Source organism: Lentilitoribacter sp. Alg239-R112 (genome assembly GCF_900537175.1).
Taxonomy (GTDB): Bacteria; Pseudomonadota; Alphaproteobacteria; order Rhizobiales; family Rhizobiaceae; genus Lentilitoribacter.
Genome location: NZ_LS999833.1, coordinates 106,628 through 129,513, shown reverse-complemented (window position 1 = coordinate 129,513; position 22,886 = coordinate 106,628). Strand labels below are relative to the sequence as shown.

Annotated in this window: 26 protein-coding genes; 10 read left to right on the top strand and 16 right to left on the bottom strand. The window is 45.1% G+C overall.

Annotation, left to right across the window (positions count from 1 at the left end):
• Positions 1-115: 115 nt before the first annotated feature.
• Together G3W54_RS00765 and G3W54_RS00760 are read right to left on the bottom strand one after the other, a co-directional pair.
• Positions 116-544 carry a DUF6855 family protein gene (locus G3W54_RS00765; protein ID WP_162651254.1) on the bottom strand — a complete coding sequence of 143 codons (429 nt, stop codon included), beginning with the start codon at positions 542-544 and terminating at the stop codon, positions 116-118.
• The gene (locus G3W54_RS00760; protein WP_162651253.1) at positions 541-978 is read right to left on the bottom strand and encodes an SRPBCC domain-containing protein; all 438 of its coding nucleotides are present in this window, start codon (positions 976-978) and stop codon (positions 541-543) included. The genes G3W54_RS00765 and G3W54_RS00760 overlap by 4 nt, the downstream gene beginning before the upstream one ends.
• An 82-nt stretch (positions 979-1,060) precedes the next feature.
• Between G3W54_RS00760 and G3W54_RS00755 the strand changes: the two genes are divergently transcribed.
• Positions 1,061-1,678: an HTH domain-containing protein gene (locus tag G3W54_RS00755; RefSeq protein WP_162651252.1), complete on the top strand. Its 618-nt coding sequence runs from the start codon at positions 1,061-1,063 to the stop codon at positions 1,676-1,678.
• A 22-nt stretch (positions 1,679-1,700) separates the two neighbouring features.
• Positions 1,701-2,459 carry an aldolase/citrate lyase family protein gene (locus tag G3W54_RS00750; protein WP_162651251.1) on the top strand — a complete coding sequence of 253 codons (759 nt, stop codon included), beginning with the start codon at positions 1,701-1,703 and terminating at the stop codon, positions 2,457-2,459.
• A 9-nt stretch (positions 2,460-2,468) separates the two neighbouring features.
• On the opposite strand, the gene G3W54_RS00745 is transcribed toward G3W54_RS00750, so the two are convergent.
• Together G3W54_RS00745 and G3W54_RS00740 are read right to left on the bottom strand one after the other, a co-directional pair.
• Positions 2,469-3,098, bottom strand: coding sequence for a trimeric intracellular cation channel family protein (locus tag G3W54_RS00745; RefSeq protein WP_162651250.1), 630 nt, complete (start codon positions 3,096-3,098; stop codon positions 2,469-2,471).
• Between the two features lie 41 nt (positions 3,099-3,139).
• The gene (locus G3W54_RS00740) at positions 3,140-4,423 is read right to left on the bottom strand and encodes an MFS transporter (RefSeq protein WP_162651249.1); all 1,284 of its coding nucleotides are present in this window, start codon (positions 4,421-4,423) and stop codon (positions 3,140-3,142) included.
• 223 nt (positions 4,424-4,646) lie between these two features.
• On the opposite strand from G3W54_RS00740, the gene G3W54_RS00735 reads away from it, so the two are divergent.
• Positions 4,647-5,180 (top strand): GNAT family N-acetyltransferase, encoded by a 534-nt coding sequence (locus tag G3W54_RS00735; RefSeq protein ID WP_162651248.1) that lies wholly within the window; start codon positions 4,647-4,649, stop codon positions 5,178-5,180.
• A 139-nt stretch (positions 5,181-5,319) separates the two neighbouring features.
• On the opposite strand, the gene G3W54_RS00730 is transcribed toward G3W54_RS00735, so the two are convergent.
• Positions 5,320-6,807, bottom strand: coding sequence for a globin-coupled sensor protein (locus tag G3W54_RS00730; protein WP_162651247.1), 1,488 nt, complete (start codon positions 6,805-6,807; stop codon positions 5,320-5,322).
• A 367-nt stretch (positions 6,808-7,174) separates the two neighbouring features.
• Positions 7,175-8,173 (bottom strand): Gfo/Idh/MocA family oxidoreductase, encoded by a 999-nt coding sequence (locus tag G3W54_RS00725; protein WP_162651246.1) that lies wholly within the window; start codon positions 8,171-8,173, stop codon positions 7,175-7,177.
• 154 nt (positions 8,174-8,327) lie between these two features.
• Here G3W54_RS00725 and G3W54_RS00720 point away from each other — a divergent pair, with 154 nt between their 5' ends.
• The 3 genes from G3W54_RS00720 to G3W54_RS00710 all read left to right on the top strand — a co-directional run bounded on the left by G3W54_RS00720 (position 8,328) and on the right by G3W54_RS00710 (position 10,618).
• The gene (locus G3W54_RS00720) at positions 8,328-9,275 is read left to right on the top strand and encodes an aldo/keto reductase (RefSeq protein WP_162651245.1); all 948 of its coding nucleotides are present in this window, start codon (positions 8,328-8,330) and stop codon (positions 9,273-9,275) included.
• 153 nt (positions 9,276-9,428) lie between these two features.
• Complete coding sequence (locus G3W54_RS00715; protein ID WP_162651244.1) at positions 9,429-10,169, top strand: AraC family transcriptional regulator; 741 nt, start codon at positions 9,429-9,431, stop codon at positions 10,167-10,169.
• 68 nt (positions 10,170-10,237) lie between these two features.
• Positions 10,238-10,618, top strand: a complete 381-nt coding sequence (locus G3W54_RS00710; protein WP_162651243.1) for a VOC family protein — start codon at positions 10,238-10,240, stop codon at positions 10,616-10,618.
• A gap of 44 nt (positions 10,619-10,662) precedes the next feature.
• Here the strand turns inward: G3W54_RS00710 and G3W54_RS00705 are convergent, their stop codons facing one another.
• The 5 genes from G3W54_RS00705 to G3W54_RS00685 form a co-directional block, all read right to left on the bottom strand.
• Positions 10,663-11,568 carry an NAD(P)-dependent oxidoreductase gene (locus G3W54_RS00705; RefSeq protein ID WP_162651242.1) on the bottom strand — a complete coding sequence of 302 codons (906 nt, stop codon included), beginning with the start codon at positions 11,566-11,568 and terminating at the stop codon, positions 10,663-10,665.
• A complete protein-coding gene (locus G3W54_RS00700; protein WP_162653497.1) occupies positions 11,565-12,386 on the bottom strand; it encodes a glycosyltransferase in 822 nt (273 codons plus the stop codon). The genes G3W54_RS00705 and G3W54_RS00700 overlap by 4 nt, the downstream gene beginning before the upstream one ends.
• A gap of 1 nt (position 12,387) precedes the next feature.
• Positions 12,388-13,608 (bottom strand): NAD-dependent epimerase/dehydratase family protein, encoded by a 1,221-nt coding sequence (locus tag G3W54_RS00695; protein WP_162651241.1) that lies wholly within the window; start codon positions 13,606-13,608, stop codon positions 12,388-12,390.
• Between the two features lie 149 nt (positions 13,609-13,757).
• Positions 13,758-14,786, bottom strand: coding sequence for an L-glyceraldehyde 3-phosphate reductase (mgrA, locus tag G3W54_RS00690; protein WP_162651240.1), 1,029 nt, complete (start codon positions 14,784-14,786; stop codon positions 13,758-13,760).
• 127 nt (positions 14,787-14,913) lie between these two features.
• The gene (locus G3W54_RS00685) at positions 14,914-15,624 is read right to left on the bottom strand and encodes a pseudouridine synthase (RefSeq protein ID WP_162651239.1); all 711 of its coding nucleotides are present in this window, start codon (positions 15,622-15,624) and stop codon (positions 14,914-14,916) included.
• 135 nt (positions 15,625-15,759) lie between these two features.
• Between G3W54_RS00685 and G3W54_RS00680 the strand changes: the two genes are divergently transcribed.
• A complete protein-coding gene (locus G3W54_RS00680) occupies positions 15,760-16,173 on the top strand; it encodes a GNAT family N-acetyltransferase (protein ID WP_162651238.1) in 414 nt (137 codons plus the stop codon).
• 218 nt (positions 16,174-16,391) lie between these two features.
• Here G3W54_RS00680 and G3W54_RS00675 read toward each other — a convergent pair whose 3' ends face one another.
• Together G3W54_RS00675 and G3W54_RS00670 are read right to left on the bottom strand one after the other, a co-directional pair.
• Entirely contained in the window at positions 16,392-16,745 is a 354-nt protein-coding gene (locus G3W54_RS00675; protein WP_162651237.1) for a hypothetical protein, read from the bottom strand.
• 177 nt (positions 16,746-16,922) lie between these two features.
• Positions 16,923-19,451 carry a methyl-accepting chemotaxis protein gene (locus G3W54_RS00670; protein WP_162651236.1) on the bottom strand — a complete coding sequence of 843 codons (2,529 nt, stop codon included), beginning with the start codon at positions 19,449-19,451 and terminating at the stop codon, positions 16,923-16,925.
• Between G3W54_RS00670 and G3W54_RS00665 the strand changes: the two genes are divergently transcribed.
• From G3W54_RS00665 to G3W54_RS00655, 3 genes are all read left to right on the top strand, one after another.
• Positions 19,450-19,608, top strand: coding sequence for a hypothetical protein (locus G3W54_RS00665; RefSeq protein ID WP_162651235.1), 159 nt, complete (start codon positions 19,450-19,452; stop codon positions 19,606-19,608). The genes G3W54_RS00670 and G3W54_RS00665 overlap by 2 nt on opposite strands.
• A gap of 269 nt (positions 19,609-19,877) precedes the next feature.
• Positions 19,878-20,477, top strand: coding sequence for a TetR/AcrR family transcriptional regulator (locus G3W54_RS00660; protein ID WP_162651234.1), 600 nt, complete (start codon positions 19,878-19,880; stop codon positions 20,475-20,477).
• Positions 20,478-20,552: 75 nt separating this feature from the next.
• Positions 20,553-21,005, top strand: coding sequence for a hypothetical protein (locus tag G3W54_RS00655; protein WP_162651233.1), 453 nt, complete (start codon positions 20,553-20,555; stop codon positions 21,003-21,005).
• Positions 21,006-21,009: 4 nt separating this feature from the next.
• Here the strand turns inward: G3W54_RS00655 and G3W54_RS00650 are convergent, their stop codons facing one another.
• The 3 genes from G3W54_RS00650 to G3W54_RS00640 all read right to left on the bottom strand — a co-directional run bounded on the left by G3W54_RS00650 (position 21,010) and on the right by G3W54_RS00640 (position 22,810).
• Positions 21,010-21,477: a DM13 domain-containing protein gene (locus G3W54_RS00650; RefSeq protein ID WP_162651232.1), complete on the bottom strand. Its 468-nt coding sequence runs from the start codon at positions 21,475-21,477 to the stop codon at positions 21,010-21,012.
• A gap of 65 nt (positions 21,478-21,542) precedes the next feature.
• Entirely contained in the window at positions 21,543-22,436 is an 894-nt protein-coding gene (locus G3W54_RS00645) for a dihydrodipicolinate synthase family protein (protein ID WP_174244199.1), read from the bottom strand.
• A 131-nt stretch (positions 22,437-22,567) separates the two neighbouring features.
• On the bottom strand, positions 22,568-22,810 hold the full coding sequence (locus G3W54_RS00640; protein WP_162651231.1) for a hypothetical protein: 243 nt from the start codon (positions 22,808-22,810) through the stop codon (positions 22,568-22,570).
• Between the last annotated feature and the right edge of the window lie 76 nt (positions 22,811-22,886).

Below are 22,886 nucleotides of genomic sequence, written 5' to 3'. Positions count from 1 at the left end.
CAGTGACATAGTTTTCCCCATAAACACCTGATGCTATGTTATTTTATGTGTAAGTCAGGTACTCTTATTATTGGGGAGCTTGGTTAATGAAACCTATATGATTGATTATTAATAGTTACTGGGGGATTTGATCAGCTCGTACCCGGTTGCCTCGCTTTTCATGCTCCAGTTCAACAAGTCCCAATAATTCGAGAACAGGTGGTACGTAATTGGCAAAGCGTCCACGGTAGCCCTTTCGCAAACCATAGTAACCGCCTACCGGATTATCTTCTGATCTTGCCCACGCTTCGACACTATCGTCTTTGACCGGTTTGCCTTCATCGGCATTGCCAAGCAACATCCAATCGCCTCGCGCAACCAGCATTTGATGCAAATCTTCAATGCAGCGTAACTGATAGGAAAGTTTGGTTTTGCCCACTTGAATAACGAGAGCAGGAGGGGTCAGGCTTTCATCTTTCCACGCCAGATACTCCGAACTGAGTGGTGGTGTCTTTAAAATCCAGGGGTCGTCTGGCTCTCCGGTGCCATAGGTAATCATGCTCATGATTGTGTCTCTCCAGCTTTGGCTTCCGCAAGGCGTTTCACACCTACAACAAATTTCTCAAATGACGGGTTCATGTCTGGCATGGATTTTCTGATCATGTTGGTGAGCAACCCAGTATAATCTTCGCGCAGATGAAAGATAGAACCATTGCCATCTTGTGTAATGTTAAATTGTCTTGTGCCAGTAAACAGTCCAAGAGGCATGCCACCCTGCCAAACCATTTTTTTGTTCATATCCATTTCAATAATCTTGATAGGGAAAGCGCGATCACCGCCAACTTCCGCCCAGAGCTTAATTTTGTTGCCTAGCCGAATATCACCCTCAAGGCGGGTTATGCCCACGTTGCCGGCAAGGAGTTGGTCTTTATCAGTTAATATATCCCAGATAACGGCAGGCGTTGCGTCAATCTTGCTTGAAAATTCTATGTAATTCATTGCGTTTCCTCGTTGATTGACTGTTTCATATAAACACCCTTATATGACATCTTATGTCATATTTGAGAGGGGACTCATAAAAATGCGTGCTGCGCGATTGTTGCAAATCATGTTGCTTCTGCAAAACCGAGGCCGGATGACCAGCCTTGAATTGTCTCAAGAACTTGAGGTTACGCGCCGCACGATTATGCGTGATGTGGATGCAATGACGGAAGCAGGGCTGCCAATTGTTGTTCTGCAAGGAAATCAGGGCGGCATCGAGCTTGGTTTTAATTATCGCACACGGCTCACGGGGCTTGCCGCAGATGAAGCCATGGCACTGGCCATAATCTTATCCAAACCTATTCCTGAACTTGAAGAGCTTGGTTTAGCATCAGCTGCCAATCGCGCACGTAGCAAGCTTGTTGAATCTTTGCCGGATATTGTGCGTGAACGGGTGAAAACAACACAGCAGAAATACCAATTTGCGTCAGACAATTTGCCTGAACCTGACCCACGCATAGCCGCATTTGCCCAAGCCATTGATCAAAAAAATATAGTGCGCATTAATGCAAGGTCAACGTCGCCGCGCGCTATTCACCCCATCAGCCTTATTCATGCCAATGATGAGTGGCAGGTGATTGACGCGCTTGAACCTAATACACCTGTAAAATTGTGTGATTGCGCCGATTTAAATATTTCTGCAAAGTGCTTTGATTAAAGCGGTAATCTAAGAGGCAATTATGACTGAGTTCACATTTAAGAAGAAGTTGGCAGAAAAAGACGCCAAACTGACGGCGCACTTTTGTTCTATCCCGTCTCCCATGGTTACTCAGACCATTGCCGCTGCCGGTAGTGACGCGGTGATTATTGATTTCGAGCATGGGCCTATTGATCAAGCTTCTGCGCATGCCATGATTGCCGCTACGGCAGGGACCTCTTGCGCGCCATTGGTGCGGGTAACACAAAATGATCATGTTGAGGTTAAACGTGCGCTTGATCTGGGGGCTGAGGGTATTCTTTTTCCAATGACTAAAAATGCAGAAGATGCGAAGCGTGCCGTCGCTTCTGTTCACTATCCGCCTGTCGGTGTGCGTGGGTTTGGTCCTTTCATGGCGCAATCTAGATGGCAGAAAAATCTGTCGGATTATAAAGAAATGGCAGATGGAAACGTCGCTTGTTGCCTGTTGGTAGAAACAAAAGAAGGTGTTGAAAACATAAATGAAATCTGCGCTGTCCCGGGCGTTGATCTAATAATTCCTGCAAGGTTTGACTTGTCGACTGATCTTGGTGTTTCAGGGCAGTTTAATCATCCAAAAGTTATTGCAGCCATTACTCGGATTGAAAAGGTGGCGAACAAGGCAGGCATACCTTTAGGGAATGTGGCGATGACAAAAGACTATGTCGATGAGCTTTTCGCCAAGGGTTACAAAGTGATATGCGGATATGATGTTCTATGGCTTGGTGAAAAAGCTGCTGAAGCTCAAAATTGGGCGAAATAGAGTTGAAGCTTAAGTTACTTTTCGCTTCTGAAAAATCACAATAAAGCGAAAGATCACCATGAAAAGGAATGCGATCGTAAGGCTCAGCTCCGGTGGTGTATAGTCCAATGCAATAATGAATACGCCGCCACCTAATAGAGAGATTGTAGCATAAAGATCTTGCTTTAGGATGACCGGTTGTTGCCCACACAAAAGATCGCGCAACATGCCGCCGACAACGCCTGTTGTGCAACCCAATATCACGGCCGGCAGGAATGATAATTCATGAGCTAATGCAACTTCCACGCCCACAAGCGTAAACAGTGCAAGGCCGATTGCATCCAGATATAGCAAAATCGTCAGTCGATGCCCACCACCAGCTTCTAACTTACTGCCCAGAAAATAGGTCAGTAGGCCAATGGGTATGGCTACAGATAAATAGGTCATATCATTAAGCCAGAAAACAGGTGTGGAGCCCACTAACATATCACGAAATGTGCCACCACCAACAGCGGTTACAACCGCTAATACGGTGGTGCCAAATGGATCAAAACCCTGCCGCACACCTTGCAAGGCAGCCGATGCCGCCATAACAGCAGTCGCGATAACGGTCAGAATAATGAGGATTGAATCCAGCGAGGGTAGTGTTAATAGTGACATCATCGGACACCATAAACGATTTTCATATAAGTGCTAGTTACTTAGGATTTCGTGTCACTTTCATCTGACTTATCCTCTTCTTCAATCGTCTCTTCGGTTGATATGCCCGATAAAACTGATGTTTGAGGCGTAGAATTCCGGGTTGGGTTGAGGAAAATGAAGTAGCCTTTGTCTTTCCTGTCAACCGCATCTCGGATCAAGGTTCGCGCGACCGTAAATAAAATAATGACCGCATGAGCTGCAGTGATGAGGATAAACAGTCCAGATGGTCCTTCTACGGACATGAGAATACCTGCAACGATTGGCCCGATGACGGAACCAATACCGAGCATGAGAAGTAGTCCACCAGATACCCTAAGTGAAGAGCCAGGTGCCGCGTGGTCGTTTGCATGGGCTATCAGAATAGGGTGCATTGAAAAAATCGTGGAACCAAAGACTGCGGCCAATATAATAAGATGTGTGACATTATCGGGTGAAGACATGACAAACGCCACGTCCGCGACAAGCGCAACGGCGCAAACTCCCATCAATACTATTCTGCGATCCATGTGATCAGACAGATAGCCGATTGGAACTTGTGCCAAAGCACCGGCTAAAATAGGGATGCTCATAAATATGGAAATTTCAGTAATGCTAAGGCCAATGTCTTTTGCATATACTGCGCCAAGCGTTCCAAATGCACCATTAGATATGCCTACAAATAAAATCGCGACGATGGCAATCGGTGAATTTCGCCAAAGTTCTTTGATGTCCAGCTTTGCTTCCACAATGGGTGTGGGTGTAACTGAGGCAGAAACTGCGGTTGGTAGCAACGCAAGCGAGTAAAATATTCCGGCTAAAATAAATATCTCAACGCCAATTGAGCCGCTTACGGCAAGCGAAACTTGGCCCATTGTCGAGGCCGCCAGATTGACCATCGTGTAGATACCAAAAACGGAACCGCGCGACTTTGCATCGGTTTTATCTGTGAGCCAACCTTCCACAATCATCGCAGCACCGGCAAAGGCAAAGCCCGCCAGCGAGCGCAATATGATCCATGCCGCAGGAGAAATGATCAAAGCCGAGAGCAGAACCGACAGCGAAGCAACTGCTGCCATAGCTCCGAAGGACCGCACATGTCCAACTTGCGAGACCAAGCGCGGGGCATAGATACAGCCCAAAATGTATCCCACCGACCAACCCGTACCCAAGAGACCAAGTGAGAAGGTGGAAAACCCTTCATCAGCACCGCGAATGGGCAGGATCAACCCATTGATACCACCGGCAAAGAACAGGAAGCCAGAGCCGGATAATAGTGCTAAGAGCGGAAAAAGGTTTTTCTTCATGAGATTACCTGCGAATCACCTGAAAGATGATGTTGAGTAAGACATATGTTGCACACTAAACTCCATTGTCAAAAGCTCAAGAGGGTTATTGAGAGATAACATAACGAAGATCAATAAGAGACAATGATGGACCTATCAAAAGTCTGAATTCGAATGGAAGCAAGAGTTCGATTGCAGTGTGGTCTGATGCTCTACTGAGTAGGTTACTTGGAAAGTATAAAGTATGTCAGACAGAGATGTATTCCAGCCACCAGAACGGATAGAAACCGAGCGTTTGATCTTGCGCAAAGCAAGATTATCCGACGCGGCTATATTGCATGATGCCTATATGACCGATCCAGATGTCGCAAAGTTTACTAGCTGGAAGCCTCGCACTGATGTGAGACAGTCAGAGATGTGGATAGCTCATTGTATCAAACAATGGGAGAGGGCGGAAAGCTTTCCATTTGTCATCGAATATGAGAGTGAACCCATCGGCATGGTAGGAATGCACTCTATGTCCGATCATATTTCTTTTGCTTTCGTCATTGCAAAGCCTTTCTGGGGAAAGGGCATCATGCCAGAAGCACTTAGTGCACTCATCGATTGGGCTTTAGCGCAGCAGTGTGTCAATCGTGTGCAAATATACTTCCTTGCAGATAACCACAGATCTCAACGCGTGATTGAAAAATGTGGATTAGAATATGAATACACGTTTGCACATCCTGATAATTTAGGTGAGCCAAAGGATTGTAAAATGTATTCTAAAGTGCGGTGATGAGATTTTAACGTTGACGATGTAGGATATGAATAAAAGGGTGATGGACCTTGTGCAATGTGGGTCCATCACCCTCTCTACGCTTGTGATCATGATCATTTTTGGGGGAAATGACAGACCACAAATTTGTGGGCAATGGCTAAGCTGCCTCTTGCGAGCCACCAGATCTAGAATGGGGATTCTGTCTAGTTTTGAACTGCGCCATTGCCCCTACAAGCTGATTTACATCATCTCTCAACGATGCTGTTGCAGCTGTAGTTTCTTCAACCATCCCGGCGTTTTGTTGCGTGATGGTGTCCAAATCAACAATTGCGTTATTAATCTCGCTAAGGGTGGATGATTGCTCCTTAGCGGATGATTCAACGCGATTAATAAGCGACCCAAGTCCCGACGTTTCACCAACGAGCTTGGTCAGCGCGTCTGATGTGTCTTTCACGTTAATGACACCGGCATCAATTTGTTTGCCGGAGGCGTTTATTAAATCTGATATTTCTTTCGCAGCACTTGCGCATCTTTGTGCAAGTTCGCGTACTTCTTGCGCAACCACAGCAAAGCCTTTACCTGCTTCACCTGCGCGGGCGGCCTCAACACCTGCATTAAGCGCCAATAAATTGGTTTGAAAAGCAATCTCATCAATAATAGCAACTGTATTGGCCACCTGTTTAGATGAACTCTCAATGCCATTCATTGAGCTTAGTGCTTCGACCATGACGCCTTCTGCTTGTGTTATCTCTGTCGTAAAGTTTAAAATTGTTTCTTTGGCTTCAGCGGTAATATCGGCGGTCGTTTGAACGCTTTCTGTAAGCTCGTGTAAAGCTGCGGAACTCTCGTTTAGAGACGTTGCTTGTTGTTCTGTGCGTGTGGCCAAGTGCAATGCGCTTTGAGATATGCTTTCGGAGTTTTCCTGTGTAGCATTGGTGGATGATCGTACAGACGCAAGCGTACCGGATAAACGCTCCATTGCTTTGTCATAGGCTGCACCCATGTCCAGAAATTCTTCCGGTAGGGCGTCGGAAAGCCTGACCTCAAGGTTGCCCTCTGCAAGTTGATCCAGTGCGTCTGAAAATATTGCTAAGGCGTCATCTCGCTTTGTATTCTGTACTTTTTCTTTATCTTCAGCGATTTGGTTTTCACCTGCAATCTGATTCAGATAAACCTCAATAGCATAGTCCACATCCAGTAGAGCGGATTTAACAATTGCACCTGCTTTTGCTGAAAGCCCATCAGCAATCTTACGGTTGAAATAACCCTTACATTCATCGTTGATAACAGCGTCTAACAGGTCTGAAATAAGAAGCGCATATCCGCCAATATGCCAACGTGGCTCCAACCCTATACGCGCATGTGCGAGACCAATTTGGCTTACTGCGTGAACATAATCACTATCGAAATTTGCATCGGTGATACGTCCCCAATGGAGTGCCTGCGCACTTTTGGCCGCATCCATATGGTCTCTACTATCAAAGAATTTGCCGGTTTCTTCAAATTTCATAATTTGCTCGTAGAAATTTGTGAGGGCATTGTCGAGCGCATCGTTGATAGCTGGTTTGGCTTCCAGAAGCGCTTTCTTTTCATTCTCACCGAATTTTATAAAACCCATCCGCTCGTCGAGTGTATTTGTGCTCATTGCTTTTATCATTATAGCTCGCAGTTAACAGGTTGGTTTTAAAGTGTACGTAGAGGAAAAGATAAATACACTTTTTACGATTATTTCTTCCTTAGAATGTCATATTTATGATTAACAAAACCTTGCAATAATCAACGAAATTGTACTAGTGCAATCTCATGTACTTCCAAGTATTCATGACAAGTGAATAGATCTTACTAATTATATGATTTTTATGGAAAATTCGAAATTATGGCAGTTTATTGTCACTTTTATGAAAGTGAAAATAGAGTTGTATTCGGTTGTATCTCTTGATAGTTTCTAATTTTATGACATGTTTATTGCGAAATACACTTGTAATTTAGAGTAAAACATCAAGCAATAAAAACTATACTTGGGTCCACGTTTCTATGATGCTGGCAGTAAATAGAGTGTCAATGACCTTTTGATTATTGTACGAGCTCTCCAACGAAAGAACTTCAATACCATCTGGTTGTACTTCATTTACAACCATACGTGTAAATGCATCCACTTGTTCCGTGTATTGGTTGATGTCTATAAATCGGAAAGTTTCAACTTTATTATGCGCAGCATTATGTAATGTCACGCAATCAGCGTCATATTTTCCAGCGTTGAATGGAGCGCTGAGTTCGATCCAGCCTTTATCGCCGTGGAAAACAATAGACTGGCGGTGCGCCATCTGTGTCGAGACATACATAGAGAGCTCAAAATCACCAAAATCAATGCGACTCGATGAATAGGTATCAGTGCCAAATGTCTCATCAAACTTAATTTCGGACATCGCACGATGTGGTTCTTTGCCCGTTGCAAAGCGCGTAGCTGCAATAGGGTATATGCCGATATCAAGCAATGCTCCGCCGCCGAGTTCGGGTATATTTCGCATATTACTTGCGTCATCATTGAAATAGGTGAAAGCACTTTGCACATGGGTGAGCTCGCCAATAGCTCCTGATGCAATAAGTTCGCGGACCTTGAGCCATTGCGGGTGATATGTGATCATCACAGCTTCAGAAACGACAACCTTATTGCGGTCTGCAGCCAAAATAATCGCGTGAATATCATCAGCTTTTAGCGCCATTGGTTTTTCGCAAAGCACATGCTTGCCGGCATTGGCCGCATTGATCGTCCATTCGGCGTGTTGAGATGTTACGAGCGGTATGTAAACAGCGTCTATATCATCGCAAGCCAAAAGCTCGTCATAAGACCCAAATGCTTGAGGGATACCAAATTGATCGGCCACATTCTGTGCCCGCGTCAGGTCACGTGATGCAACGGCTTCAACGACTGAATTCTCTGATCGAAAAATTGCCGGAATAACATCCTTAACCCCAATTTTGGCGGTCGATAATATGCCCCATTTCAACATGATTTAGTCCCGTTGTTTTTTTAGTTATGTGCATTTATAGCACTCAAATGGCTTGGCGAATGCAAAAATATGTCTGTTTTGCACGTATTTAATGCAAAAATGCGTCTAAGTGGCCAGTCTTTACTCTGTCATATAGGCATGTTAGCCGCTGCAAATGCAAAAACCTTATACACAACTCACAACCCGAAACGGGCAATCCACCTCACGATTGACTTTTGGAACCATGCAATTTGGCGGCAATGCTGATGCGAGCGAAAGCCGTGCAATGTATGAAGCTGTCCGACATGCTGGCATCACACATTTTGATACGGCTATGGGTTATACGGATGGTCGATCTGAAAGGCTAATTGGTGAATTTATAAAGCATGAGCGCGATAATATCTTTCTGGCAACCAAGGTTGGATATGTTGGTGGCGCGTCGCGCAAGAATATCATAACACAATTCGAGATATGCAAACGGCAGCTCCAAGAAGATGCCGTTGATCTGCTTTATATGCACCGATTTGATGAAGATGTCGCATTGGAAGAAACGTTTGAGACATTAACGGAGCTCCAATCATCTGGTGCAATTCGCTATATTGGCGTTTCAAATTATGCCGCGTGGCAAGTGATGAAGGCGCAAGGTGTCGCAACATCTCTCGGCACAAAGATTGATGTCATTCAGCCAATGTACAGTCTTGTTAAACGTCAAGCCGAGGTTGAGATTATCCCAATGGCACAAGATCAGGATATCCGCCTGATACCTTACTCACCGCTTGGTGCTGGCTTGCTTACGGGTAAATATTCGAAAAGCAGCGGGATAGGGCGGTTGAGCGAGGATGCACGCTATAAGGCGCGTTATGATCAGCCTTGGATGCATAAAACTGCAAATGATCTTGCAGAAATTGCGGCTGATATGGGCATCGCCTCTGCAACGCTGGCCGTTGCCTGGGCAGCGGCGCACCCCGCCCAGCCATCACCCATTATCTCGGCTCGTTCGGCCTTGCAGTTGAAACCCTCACTGGCCGCAGAGGACTTTCAGATGACGCAAGAACTTTATGAGCAAATCACCGCTTTGAGCATATCACCGGCGCCAGCAACAGATCGGTTGGAGGAGGGGTAACCACTTAATTTCGCACATGGCTGTTAACAGGTAAATGGATCTGCAAAATCAGCTGTTTGAAGCGCGGTTGAACCGAGCAGACTTTACTATTCCCTATATAGTCGTCATTGCTGTATCACTGTTTTCAAAACTAAACTGAGAAATGCAGTAGACATGTATGATCCAAAAGGAAATGGCAAAGAAAAAACAGTACAATCTGTGCAATTTGTCGAGTTAGAGCCGCCAAGCCATTTACGCGGCATTGTCCATCGTTTCCTGGAGCTGAAAACCAATGGCACACTGCCCGAAGATTATCGATTTCACGCCTTGCCGGATGCATGCACCTATATCGTCTTTGATCAGTTAGATGCGCAAATTGCAGGTGTCACCAAATTACGTGCATCGTCGGAAGAGCTAAATTTGGGCAGGGAATTTCACTTTATCAATATTCGGTTTTTGCCCGGTGTTTGGCAAAATGATCGTGAGCCAGCGGAATACGGGTTGGTGGACAATATATATTATGGCGCTCTGCCATTGATCGATATAAATCAGGATCTACTCAAACGGGATTTTTCTGCGAACCAGCAGGCCTTGTCTCGTTTCGTGGAAATGTTGATTGATAATAATTTGGTGGTTGCGAACCCTGTTACGGAAAAAATATTCCAACATCTTGATGATATTTATTCGGTTGCCGACATGGCTGAAATTTCAAATATATCTCCGCGCCAGCTTCAACGAACGCTAAAACGCACAACAGGGTTTGCGCCGCATGATTTTCTTAAAGTTCTGCGATTGCAACAAGCGCTAAATGGCGAGCCATCATTGTCTTATGCTGACCAGTCTCACTTCATTCATTCGTTTCGCAAAGCCACGGGTTATACGCCGGCAAGATATTCCAAAAAATTCGATGTCTGAAATATACAATACACACCAACAGCATCTTGATAGGTGTCTGGCATATTTACATCAAACAGGAGTTGAATATGTCAAAGATGAACGCAGTTGGATGGTTTGATATCTATGTAGATGAATTAGATCGAGCCGTTGCATTCTATGAAACTGTTTTGGGCCAGAAACTCGAAGAAATTGTCGATCCAACGGGTGAAACGCAGATGATGAGTTTTCCCGCTGATATGAACGTGTATGGTGCAGGTGGCGCTTTGGTAAAGTCAAAACATGCAAACCCGGGGATGGGTGGCACGGTATTATATTTCTCCGTCGAAGACTGCGCTGTTGAGGAAACACGAGTTGCGGCAGCGGGCGGAAAGGTTATACGACCAAAATTTTCAATCGGAAAATTTGGCTGGGTGACTTTGTGTCAGGATACCGAAGGCAACATGTTTGGCTTAAGCTCGATGAAGTAGCACCTCTTGGTCAAACTGCAATGGTACTGTTTGATCTATCTTGTTTATGTCAACCAAGATAGATCAAGGTGTCCTAAAGGTTTCCAGCCAAGCGCCTTAAGGCGCGTACAATCCATTGCATTCAAGCTCGCGGCATCTGCGCGTTGCGGCAGGTTTTGATTATCAAGATCTGTCATTTTTGCGTAGGCTTGCAGCAACTCATATCGATCTAAAACAATGTCGGAGATGTTGAAAATTGGCGCATCTTCGCCACCCGATATATCGCTGAGAATATCAGTTCCTGCGCCCAACAACAGATTAATTGCATTGGCGAGATCCTCGCCATAGACTTCTGTTGCCACGCGCGGTTCAATGGGTTTGTTGGTTCTAAAATCCTCAAACAGTGTATGCCATTTATGGTTCGATATAGGATTTGCGGGGCCATAAACACCCGTGGCACGCAGGATTATGGGCAGGAAATGCTGATCTGATAGCTCTGCCAAAGCCAGTTCGGTTTGCCGTTTTACCTGACCATACAACGTGTCGGGCGAGGGTGCCATTGTTTCAAAAAGCATCTCGCCGGGCTCTTGTTGCCCGTAAACCGCCCGGCTTGATAAAAACACGGCGCGGGAAACGCCAGCAGCTTTTGCAGCACTATAAAGCGCCACTGAACCTTCATGATTAAGCTGCACAAATTCCTCAGGCTGATCACCTTCGCCGCCGCGATATTTACCCGCTACATGGTGAAATGCGGTATGCACCAACCCAGAGCAACCTTGAAAAACATCCAGATTATATTCAGATTGCGAAAGTACCATTGGCTCGAAATCAACTGGCTGACTGAAAAAGCCTTGCTTCGGTTCTTTTCGCCCAAGCGCAAGCACCTCATGACCTTCGGATAGCAGCCCCTCAACAATAAAGCGCCCTACATAACCCGTCGCACCGCTTACAATGATGCGTTTTTTACTCATGTCGCTTTATGCGGTGGTGATGGCAACTTGTCCAAATCTGGGATGTCTGATCCGGCGTAATAAGCTTTCCAAAGGTTGATCAAGATGCCAAGTTGCTCTGACTTAGGATGATCCTCTTGCCAAGGTTTTTCATATTGATAATGAATGACATGAACCGACTTCCACTCCCATAATTCTGGAAGGTTAAACCAAACATATTGCAGCATATTGTAAAAGACCGGCAGGCCATGCCAATCAGGGAAAAAATGTTCAAGAAAACTCTGATCCGTACGTCGCCAATAGGCGTTAGGTGTGTCGAGTTCTTTGATCATGTTTTCGAATGTTGTAATCGAAGGTGTGGCCACGAAAACACCAGAATTAAGGCGATGAAAATCTGCCACAGTTTCATACACGTTAGGCGCGGCAGAAAATTCTGGATAGGAAAATAACTTATCAATATTGCGTATGACAATCGTATCCGCATCAAGAAAGATAATGCGCTCATACTCAACCAGTTCCCAAAGCCGAAGTTTGATAAAATTATCGAGCGGGGTATGAAATTCAGGCTTCTCACCCTTTAAAAATGGTGAGTTTGCATGGATTTTTTGCTTGCCATGACGATGGTTAAACTCGTCCGAAGTTGGCAGATGCGACACGGCGCGTAATTTTGCACCAAGCTCCGCCAACGGTTCCAGTGAACTGATCGAAACCGCTATCGTGTGCAAGACAACGATATCAGCTTTAGAACCTGAAAGGACGATCGACCGCACAAGAGCAAGTGCGGCCATTGCATAATCATCATTGGTAACCAGCGTCACATAGGCTTTTTTTGTAACCATATTAGGAGACAATTTTTAGGCCCAGTTTTTCAGGGTCAGCTTCCACAGTTTTTGAAATGTCCTTGGTCCATGCTGATACTGCCGGTATGCGGCTGCGGTCCACACGATAAGCAAACTTTTTGGCCACTTCCATAACCTCATCCAGCAAGCCGTTTTCCAAGGTGATAGGGTCTAACCCCAAAGCGAGGAACTGATCGTTTTTAACAACGAGCTCATTTTCAACAGCTTCTTTTCTTGGATTTGGCAGGTAAGCAATTTTTGCGCCCGTAAGGTTAGCAATCATTTCAGCAAGATCACGCACTCTATGCGTTTCCGTCATTTGGTTGAATATCCGAACTGGATCACCGGCTTTTGGTGTCTCATTCAACGCAAGTTCAATACAGCGAACCGAATCTTGAATGTGAATAAATGCACGTGTTTGCCCGCCTGTACCATGAACAGTCAAAGGAAAATCAATCGCTGCCTGGATCAAAAAGCGGTTGAGAACTGTGCCGTAATCACCATCATAATCAAACCTGTTGATCAGCTGCGGGTGAACGCGCGTTTGCTCGGTGTGCGTGCCCCAGACGATGCCTTGGTGCAAATCAGTGATACGAACCTGATCATTTTTTGCGTAGAATTGAAACAGCAATTGATCAAGGCACTTTGTCATATGGTATATCGAACCTGGATTGGCTGGATATAAAATATCCTGCTTGACCGTTTCTCCATCCATAGTTTCAATGCCAACAGGCAAATACCCTTCTGGAATTGCCGCACCCACAGTGGAGTACCCGTAAACGCCCATTGTTCCCAAATGCACCAAATGCGCATCAAGCCCAATTTCTACCATTGCGTTAAGCAGATTATGAGTTCCGCTAACATTGTTATTAACGGTATAATTCTTATGCCTGTCCGATTTCATGGAATAAGGCGCAGCGCGTTGCTCGGCAAAGTGCACGATCGCATCAGGACGATGTTCAGCCAGCCAATTTTTTAAAACGTCATAATCCTTGGCCAGATCAATCAAATGAAAATGAATGCGACGCCCTGTTTCTTCGTGCCAGATGCGGGTCCGTTCCTGAATGGAATCCATTGGTGTGAGAGATTGAACACCCAGCTCTGTATCGATCCATCGGCGTGAGAGGTTATCAATAATATGAACCTCATGCCCTTTGTCGGACAGATGCAAACATGTCGGCCAGCCTACAAAACCATCTCCGCCAAGAACTGCAATTTTCATAAGATTCTCCAATATTATCCATAAGTTTTCTCTCACTAACAGACTTTTTTGACAGAAAGAAGATAATTGGCAGAAACTATCAACAATATTGGCAGGTCAGAAGATAAAGGTAGGCATCAAAAACGCCCACCTTCAGATACCAGGTATTTCTAACCAGCCGAAGACTTGGCCCAAAGGTTGATGTCTTCGCCGCCCGAATGTTCATCAATAAGTTTTAATTCATCAGCGGTAAATTCGAGATTATTAATCGCGCCAACACAGTCTTCAACCTGGCTGGCTTTTGATGCGCCAATAAGTGCTGTGGTAATGCCACCTTCGCGCAAGACCCATGCAATGGCCATTTGAGCCAGAGTTTGGCCGCGACCCTCTGCAATTTCATTTAGCTTCTTGATGCTATTGAGCGAGCGCTCGTTGATAAAGCCATCCAGCAGTGATTTGCCTTGTGTCGCCCGTGAACCCTCCGGAATTCCATTGAGGTATTTGTTGGTCAGCATACCTTGGGCAAGGGGTGTAAATGCAATGGAACCAACACCAAGTTCTTTGAGCGTATCTTTCAAGCCGTCGGTTTCTACCCAGCGATTAAGCATATTGTAGCTCGGTTGGTGGATGAGCATTGGCGTGCCAAGGTCTTCAAGAATTGCAACTGCCTGACGTGTGCGCTCTGAATTATAGGACGAAATGCCGGCATAAAGCGCTTTGCCGGATTTTACGATCTGGTCGAGCGCGCCCATGGTTTCTTCAAGCGGGGTGTTCGGGTCAAAGCGATGGGAGTAGAAAATATCGACATAGTCAAGACCCATGCGGCGCAGGCTGGCATCACATGATGCGATCAGATATTTGCGGCTGCCCCATTCGCCATAAGGACCATCCCACATCTCATAGCCAGCCTTTGACGAGATGATAAGTTCATCACGGTAGCCCGCAAAATCAGTGTGCAAAATTTCACCAAAGGCTTCTTCGGCAGACCCCGCAGGCGGGCCATAATTGTTGGCAAGATCAAAATGGGTAATACCAAGATCAAATGCTTTTCGGCAGATACCAACCTTCGTATCATGAGGCGTATCACCGCCAAAATTATGCCAGAGACCAAGCGAAATAGCAGGCAGTTTAAGCCCGGAATTACCACAATAATTATATTTCATGCTTTCATAGCGATTAGCTGCAGGTACATATGTCATATGAAGAATCTCTCATTTGGGAAGGTGTTTGAATTAAATATATTTCAAATTTCTACAACTGACTAGAGCGAAGTATTGTTTTTTACCTAAAAAAAACTTTATCGAAAATGCATTTTGATGTGCGTTTTTAAAACTCAACTGCACTCTCAAATGTCATCATCGCGCCGGTGATCGGGTGCTCGACTGTCAGTTTTTTTGCGTGCAGGCAGAGTCTAGGCGATGCAGCGAGAGCTTCGCCATCGGCGTAGAACTCATCGCCTAATATAGGGTGTCCGAGGGCGAGCATGTGTACGCGCAATTGGTGAGAGCGCCCGGTTTTGGGGCACAATAGCACACGGCTGACGCCGTCTTTCCAATCGATCAATTTATAATATGTTTCGCAGGGTTTGCCTTGCTCCCAGTCCACCATTTGCAACGGGCGTTTATCCCAATCACATCGTAAAGGGTAATCAATAATGCCCTCATTATAGATCATCGTACCCCAAACCAGCGCCTCATAACTCTTTTCCGTTCTGCGAAGTTCGAACTGGCGGCTTAGATGTCGTAGCGCACCAGCGTGCAGCGCCAAAACAATAAGGCCAGATGTGTGCATATCCAGACGGTGAACGATGCGTGCGGTTGGGAAATCTGCAACGGCTCGTGCCTCAAGACAGTCCTTATGGTCTTCATGCTTGCCTTCCACCGTTAAAAGGCCCTCGGGCTTATTGAGAACCAAAATATCATCATCGCCATAGATAATGTCGAGTGGAGCCTGCGGTGGGTTGTAATCTAATAGCGGTTTAATAGGCCTTGAAGCAGACAATTTCAATGGCGCATGCCGTGGTGGAAGTTCCCTCATATCATCGCTTTAACATGCATAGAGTGCGCTTGTCATCCACGGATCTGTTGTGCGCACATTAGCAACCAGAGCCGTTCACATTCATGATTTTGTCACCTCAATCCTCGCAAAAGCTTTGCTTGGTATGAGGATTTTATGGAAGCTAATAAAACGATTACAATTTCAACCGATCAGAGACTGATCGAATTTGACCGTGTTTGCTCTTTTCTACAGGGAACTTACTGGGGGGCAGGGCGTTCGCCATTTGCTATCCGTACAAGTTTTGAAAACTCGGTCTGCTTTGTTGCCCTTGATGAAGGCAAGCAAATTGGCTTTGCCCGCGTGGTCACAGATCATGCATTTATGGCCTATATTTTCGATCTTTTTGTGTTTGAAGAAGCTCGTGGCAAGGGCGTTGCAAAGATGCTGATGACCGCCATTTTAGATCATCCGGACTTGCGTAACGTTTCGAACTTTATATTAGGTACTGATAACGCGCACGCGCTTTACCGGCAATTTGGTTTCACCAACTTTAAGGAAAATGGCAAACTGATGGTGCGCCGCATATAGATTTTCACAAATACCCCCCTAATATGTTCTTGAATGCTGGATTACATGTTCATGTCGGGGTGGCATGAAAAAACCCGCCAGCGGAAAGACGCATTACTTGCTTTCCATTGGCGGGTTAATTCTACGCACTACTAAATTTTGATCAGTATATACAAGTATAAAAAAGTATAGTTTTAGTTGACTTAAGTACTCTTTTAGTTGTTAAAAGTTAACGGAATTCAAACATCATCCCACTTTTTTGGATCATCATATTCCGGCGCTGCTGCAGCGTCCTGCATGATTTGTGCGGTGTTACGAAGGCTTTCTGCTTGTTCGGTAGAAATTGGAATAATAGGGTCTGTTGATGTGATATTAGCAGTTGGTTGTTCGCGTCGTGAATTACCATAGACTTCATTTTTGAGCTCTTGTAGCGCTGATTTTGCATCTTCAAATGCAGCCGATTGTTGCTTTATTTGTGCCGATAAACTGTCCACATGTTTGTTCATGTCGTTGACTTTGCGCGACGAACGCACAGCAAAGGAAAGCGCACCAAGAGAAGCAAAAACAGAGGCTGATATGATCCAGATATTCATTACATTCTACTCTAGTAAAAATACGTTTACGGTGTCTTAAGAACGAACCGGGGGAACAAGTTTAAAATTAATTTTGGAGATGTTTCGGATGAAAAAAAACCGCCAGTGAAGTGTTCACTGGCGGGATGCTAGAACTCCTTTGGGTATAAGGAGATAATTTCTAGCGGGGGCTGATATTTAAAATTCGTCCCAATCATCATCATCCTGCACGTGGGCGACGGCAGCATTTGTTGCAGCTGCAATTGGTGCTTTATTTGCGACCGGTTGAGGCGTTGGTTTTGCAGTCACTTTGGGGGCAGGGGCTGTTGTCTTCATTTTTGCAGCCATTTGTTTTAGCCCATTGTCGTTGGTTGTTTTGTTTGATGTGCTTCTTGCTGCGCTTGAGTTGGCAGATTTACTGTCTGTTCCAATATCAAAGGCGTTAACCATTTGTGCCAAACTATCAATCTCTTCGACTAGGTGGCCGGTTGCAGCTGTTGTTTCTTCTGCCATTGCAGCATTTTGTTGGATACGTTGGTCGAGTTCGCTTACGCTTGAGTTCACCGTCTCGATACTATCGAGTTGTTCACTCGTGCTGTTAGCAACTTGGCTGATACGTGTATCGATATCGGAGACGTTCGTTGAGATTTTTTCAAGCACTTCACCGGTTTCTTTTACCAGTTTTACGCCCTGATCAACTTCGTTATTGGATGTATCAATTAGGCTTTTTATCTCCTTTGCAGCTTCCGCAGAGCGGCCAGCAAGTTCGCGAACCTCCTGTGCAACAACGGCAAAGCCTTTGCCTGCCTCGCCGGCACGGGCCGCTTCAACACCTGCATTGAGTGCAAGAAGATTCGTTTGGAATGCAATCTCATCAATCACATTGATGATGCCACCAATATCGTGTGATGCTTGTTCAATGCGGCTCATTGCACTCATTGCATCAGATACAACCTGACTTGATTGGTCAGTATCCGTTTTCGCCGATTTTGCCAATGTTGCGGCTTCTTGTGCTTGACCTGCTGCACTACGTACATTTTCTGTCAACTCTTGAACTGCAGCTGCAGCTTCTTCCAAAGATGCGGCCTGGCGTTCAGTGCGGCTTGAAAGGTCACCCGTGGCTGCCGAAATTTCTGAGGACACATTACGGATTGAGCTAGCGCCTGTATCAATACTGGCAAGGGCTTCGCGTAGTTTTCCAAGAGACGTATTAAAGTTGTGGCGAACGGATTCCATACTCTCCATAAATGGTTGGTCGAGTGTTGAAACCAGATTGCCAGAAGCAAGTGTCTCCAGACCTTTTGCTAATTGGTCAACGGTCTGTGTGACTTCGGCTGCACTGCGTATACGCTCTTCTTCGTTTGCTGCGCGATCTTTTTCACTTTGTGAACGGTTCGCCAGTGCGTCTTCTTCGATACGGATTTTGTCAATTGCAGCTTGGCGGAAACCTTCAACAGAGCGAACGATATCGCCAACTTCATCCTTACGTGTCATGCCATTTAGTTCAAACTCAGTATTACCAGAAGACAATTCTTTCATATTTCCAATAACTGCACTGATTGGACGTGTAATGCTGCGCGCAAACCAGAATGCAAAGGCGAGGGCGGCGATTAGTGTGATCGCGGCTACTGTCGCAATCGCAATTTCCATTTCGATGGTGCCCTCAAGCGCCTCGTCTTTATTTATAACAGCAGCGAGATGCCATGTTGCGCCATCGTAATGCACATCAGCAATCGATATCATAGCTGTCATGTCGCGGTAATCAGTAATGGTTCCTTGAACAACCTCGCGACCTTCAACTTTCGGGAACGCGGTCAGGTCAATTTTTGTATTTAGTGGGTCATACTCATCAGTTAGCCATGAATCCAGCAGGAGTGTGCCATCAGGAGATGTAAGTATTGTCTCTCCGGTTTTACCAAGGCCCGTTGGGTTATTCAGTATGGCCGCTATCTGTTTTTGCGGGACTTGCACGATGATTGAACCGTAGAAAAATTGATTTGCATCGACGACCGGCAAGCCAATAAATGCTACAGGTTTATTGTCAGCTAATTCATATGGTGCAAAATCTTCCAGAAAAACCTGATTTGTGTCCTTGACGCCACCTTGCTCTTCAATTTCCACTGTATTTTCTTCACCACCTGCGGCTTGTTCCATCTTTGCAACAGCCGCCTCTGTGATATGCTTGTTCAAAATGCCGAGTTTTGTTTCAGCATAAGGTCCATCTATCAAGTTTGTTCCGATTTCATCACCAGCTTTAGAGGTGTAAACAACCATGCCGTTTTTGTTGATAAGATAAAAATCATTGAGAGCATTTTCCGTTGCAAACTGATCTAAAGTAGGTCCGAATTTATTGAGTTGGGTCGCATATCCCATTGTGCCGGTTTCTTTGTAAAACGCTACCAGCGCATCTCTTTCTCGTTCGATATTTATTAAACCTTGTAAAGCTTCAGTCGGATTATCTGTTTTAACTTGCTCGATACCGATTTTAAACATGTTCAGCGCAGCTAAAGATACCTCGTTCTTGGCCAGCCCACTTAGCTTATCATCAAGGCCCTGCAGGTAGGTTTCAAGCTGATTTCGTCTGCCATCTGCAATGGCAGATAGTTTATCCCCATAGGCTTTCTCAAGGCTATCAGATGCTACAAATACGCTAGTGATGCTGGTTGCGGCGATAGCAATAATCGTTGCAAGAGACATTGCGATTAACAATTGGTGGGAGAGACGCATGAAATTACCTGTAATTATTTGCAAAGATTTGATGGCAATAGGTGGCGACAATTCATTTGCGCATTCTCGGCACATCTCACAAAAATGCCTTTTGCCTAGTGCCAATAGTTATGGAGAATGTATTGATGATAACTTAATGAACTATACTGGATTGTAATCAACAGATTTAGGGTGTTCGCGTATAAGTAGCACTCAAGAAACTATTGCTTGATCTCGGATGGAGGGCATAGAGCAGGGTTTGCGGCGATCTTGTGAGGGTGGTGAAAATACATGTGTGTATCTCGGCTCCTTTTCTTTGCATAACATGTTTTGCTTGCATTTCATAGTAGGTTTACTAGAAGTTGACGATGACAACATAAGATGCAGGGTTGAATATAGGCGTTGACAACATCAAATTATCATCATGGCAATTTAAGAGCGGACTTAATGGATAAAGCCGTTGAATTTATTGCGAAAAACGGCGTGGAAAACTTGAGTCTCAGGCAACTAGCTCGAGAGTTGGGTGTCTCGCACGGCGCTCCAGCGCGCCACTTCTCAAACAAAGCGGCATTGCTCACAGCCGTTGCAACAAAGGGCTATAGCGATATGATTGTCGCGACACAAAAGGTTGCTCAAAAACATGAGGACAAAGATCAAATTGATCTCGAGGATCTACTCTCACCACCGGAACCTTGCGCGCATTTACGCGCCATGATCAAAGCAGATGTGGAGTGGGCGAAGAGCAATCCTAAGCTGTTTATGGCGATGCGAAATCCCGATGTTACGCGACACGCCGATGATACATTGAAATCAGCAATTGCTTGTTTGTCAGAGAAGCAATTGGTAGCAATAAAAAATGCTCAGAGCAAAGGATGGAGTAGCCAAATTGACCCCAAAATGCTCCGCCTGCAGATCCTTTCAACTATTGCAGGTCTGTCATCTATGCTCTGTGATCCGTTCTACCATGAGTTTCTTGTTGAAAACGAGCTGGAAGATTTTATCGATCATACAATAGATAATGTGCTTCGGGACCGCAAAACAAGCTAAGCTCTGGCAAGGGCAGAACTTAAATATTGCGTGAAAATTGTGCATTTGTCATAATTGAGTGGAATGGGGGCGAGTGTGTCAGATAAAGAGCCAGAAAAACAAATACCTTGGTATAACCGGAAAGCACTTCTGATTGCTTGGCTGTTGGCCTTTGCTCCTATTGGGCTTTTTGGCCTTTGGAAAACTGCTATATTTGAAAAAAATATGAGGATCGGAATTGCCATTGGCGTCGTGATTTTGTTTTTTGCCGGCGGGTTCAGTCTTGGTAACGCAATATATCCGCTCATACTTTTCCCTTTGGCAATCTACCTGCTTTGGAAATCAGATGAAGTTAAGCGCAACATCGTGGTGGGCTTTGTGATAGCCTGGGTTGTCGTTCTTATTTTATTTTTGGTCAACGCGCAGCTTGGTGGCAAAAATTTTGACGATAGTTACATTGGTGGATCATGTGCAGCAGTTACAACTGAGGCGGGCTGCACATATTTTAGAGATGATAATTGCAATGTTATTGCAAAACAGTGCAATTAGATCATTACCTATATTTTGCGGCGGTGATGAATTCACCAAAAGTTTCACACCATATAACTACGGTGTTGTACGCCTCGACATCAACATCATTTCCCAAATCAGCAATAAAACCATCAAAGGTCTTTACCTCGCCAACCCGCAAGGAGTTGGCTTTAATCGCATTAAAACTATCCTCATCTTCAACGAACTCCTTCGTAAGATAGATTTTATAGTCCGGACCAGGTGCCATTGTGCCTTGGTGAACGATCTTATCCATTGAGATACTCACATCACCTTCACCCCAATGTAAAAAATCACTGCCTTTAAGTTCACGTATAAAGCTTGTCTGGTAAGTCGCATCTTTGGCCGATGTCTCAAGCATGGCGCGATCAACACTCGGTGGAGCTATGAGTATAGGCAGTGCGTAAATACCACCTGCAAAGCCAATAGCAAGTGCGATTCCGTGGGTGATGAGGCGAAGTAATATGCGCATTGAATTAGCCTTATATTTGATAAGTATGATAGCTCACATCTAGCATGTGACGTGCTAAATCACAATCAGAGCACATTGAAAGCTTCCAGCGCAGCTGCAATATGGTCTTGTTCAGTTTTGCCAAGCGGTAGGATTGGCAAAGGTGGTTTTGCATCAGTCAATAACAGCAAATTTGCGATTGTATATGTCACTCTCAAGCTACCAAACTCTTGGAACAGAACCCAAAGCGGCTTAAAGATGGCTTCAATTTCGGCTATTTTTTTCTCATTGCCGGATGCTGCTATGTCTGCAAGATTGAGCGTTGCTTCAGGTAAAATTCCGGCAACAACGCTGTACCAGCTGTCGGCTCCAGCCAGCATAGCTCTTGGGCAACCCCAATCTCCACTGTAACCAATGGAAAAATCACGTGGCACATTCTCGCGCAGGGTAGCGAGCTCAAGTTTAAAATCGCCATCCGCCGGTAGCGGCATTTTAATGGCCTGTATCGTTTCAATTTTCGCCAAACGCTCAATCAGTTTGTATGAAAATTTGAAATTCGTTGTGCCTGGATTGTTATAAATACAAAGTGGCAGATCAGTTGCCGCTGCAACAGCTAGATAATGCTGATAAACCTCCTCATCCATTAAGGGGGTGTAGGACATAGGCGCCATCAATAATGCATCCGCACCTGTCTCTTTTGCGTCTTTTGCCAGGCGTATTGCCTCGCTCGTGCGCAGGGCAGCAACACCTACAATCAGCGGTGTGCGGCCCGCAACTTGTGTGACGGCAGCTTCGACCGCTCTTTTGCGTTCGCTGCGAGATAAAAATGCATACGTGCCTGTGCTGCCCAGTAAGCCAATAGATTGCACGCGCGCGTGGACTAATCTTTCAAGCAAGCCCTTAAGCGCGTTTGTATCGACCATGCCAGCTTCATTTGCAGGGGTTATTGGAAAAGCTGATAGACCGTTAAATAATGACATAATAGATTCTCATAACTGAAGCATGATTCCCTGAATCATATTCGGAGCTAATCAAGATAAGAGCATAAAATCAAATGACAAATCGTGATGCTCTAATCAATGAAATTGATCAATGTGAGTTTAGATTTAAGCTAGGCTTTGTTCCCTGATTTCACTTTGGGGCGATAACGGCCTGCGATAAAAAAACAAATCAGAGCGACAAACCAAGGTAACGCTGCGATGGTTAAAAATTCCCAATCCAGAAAATCTTCAAACGATGCGCCACAATTTGTAGCGCTGGTCACATAAGCGCACGACATACCAGCTGCAAAGAGCCAAAGAATAATCGGTGCGATAAAGGCAAATCCGCCAATAATGTATAAAAAAATCTTCATCAGATACCTCATATTGTGGGTGAAACTACACTAAATGGTAAAATGGTTATTCTATGGCAGCCTGTAATCAACTTGA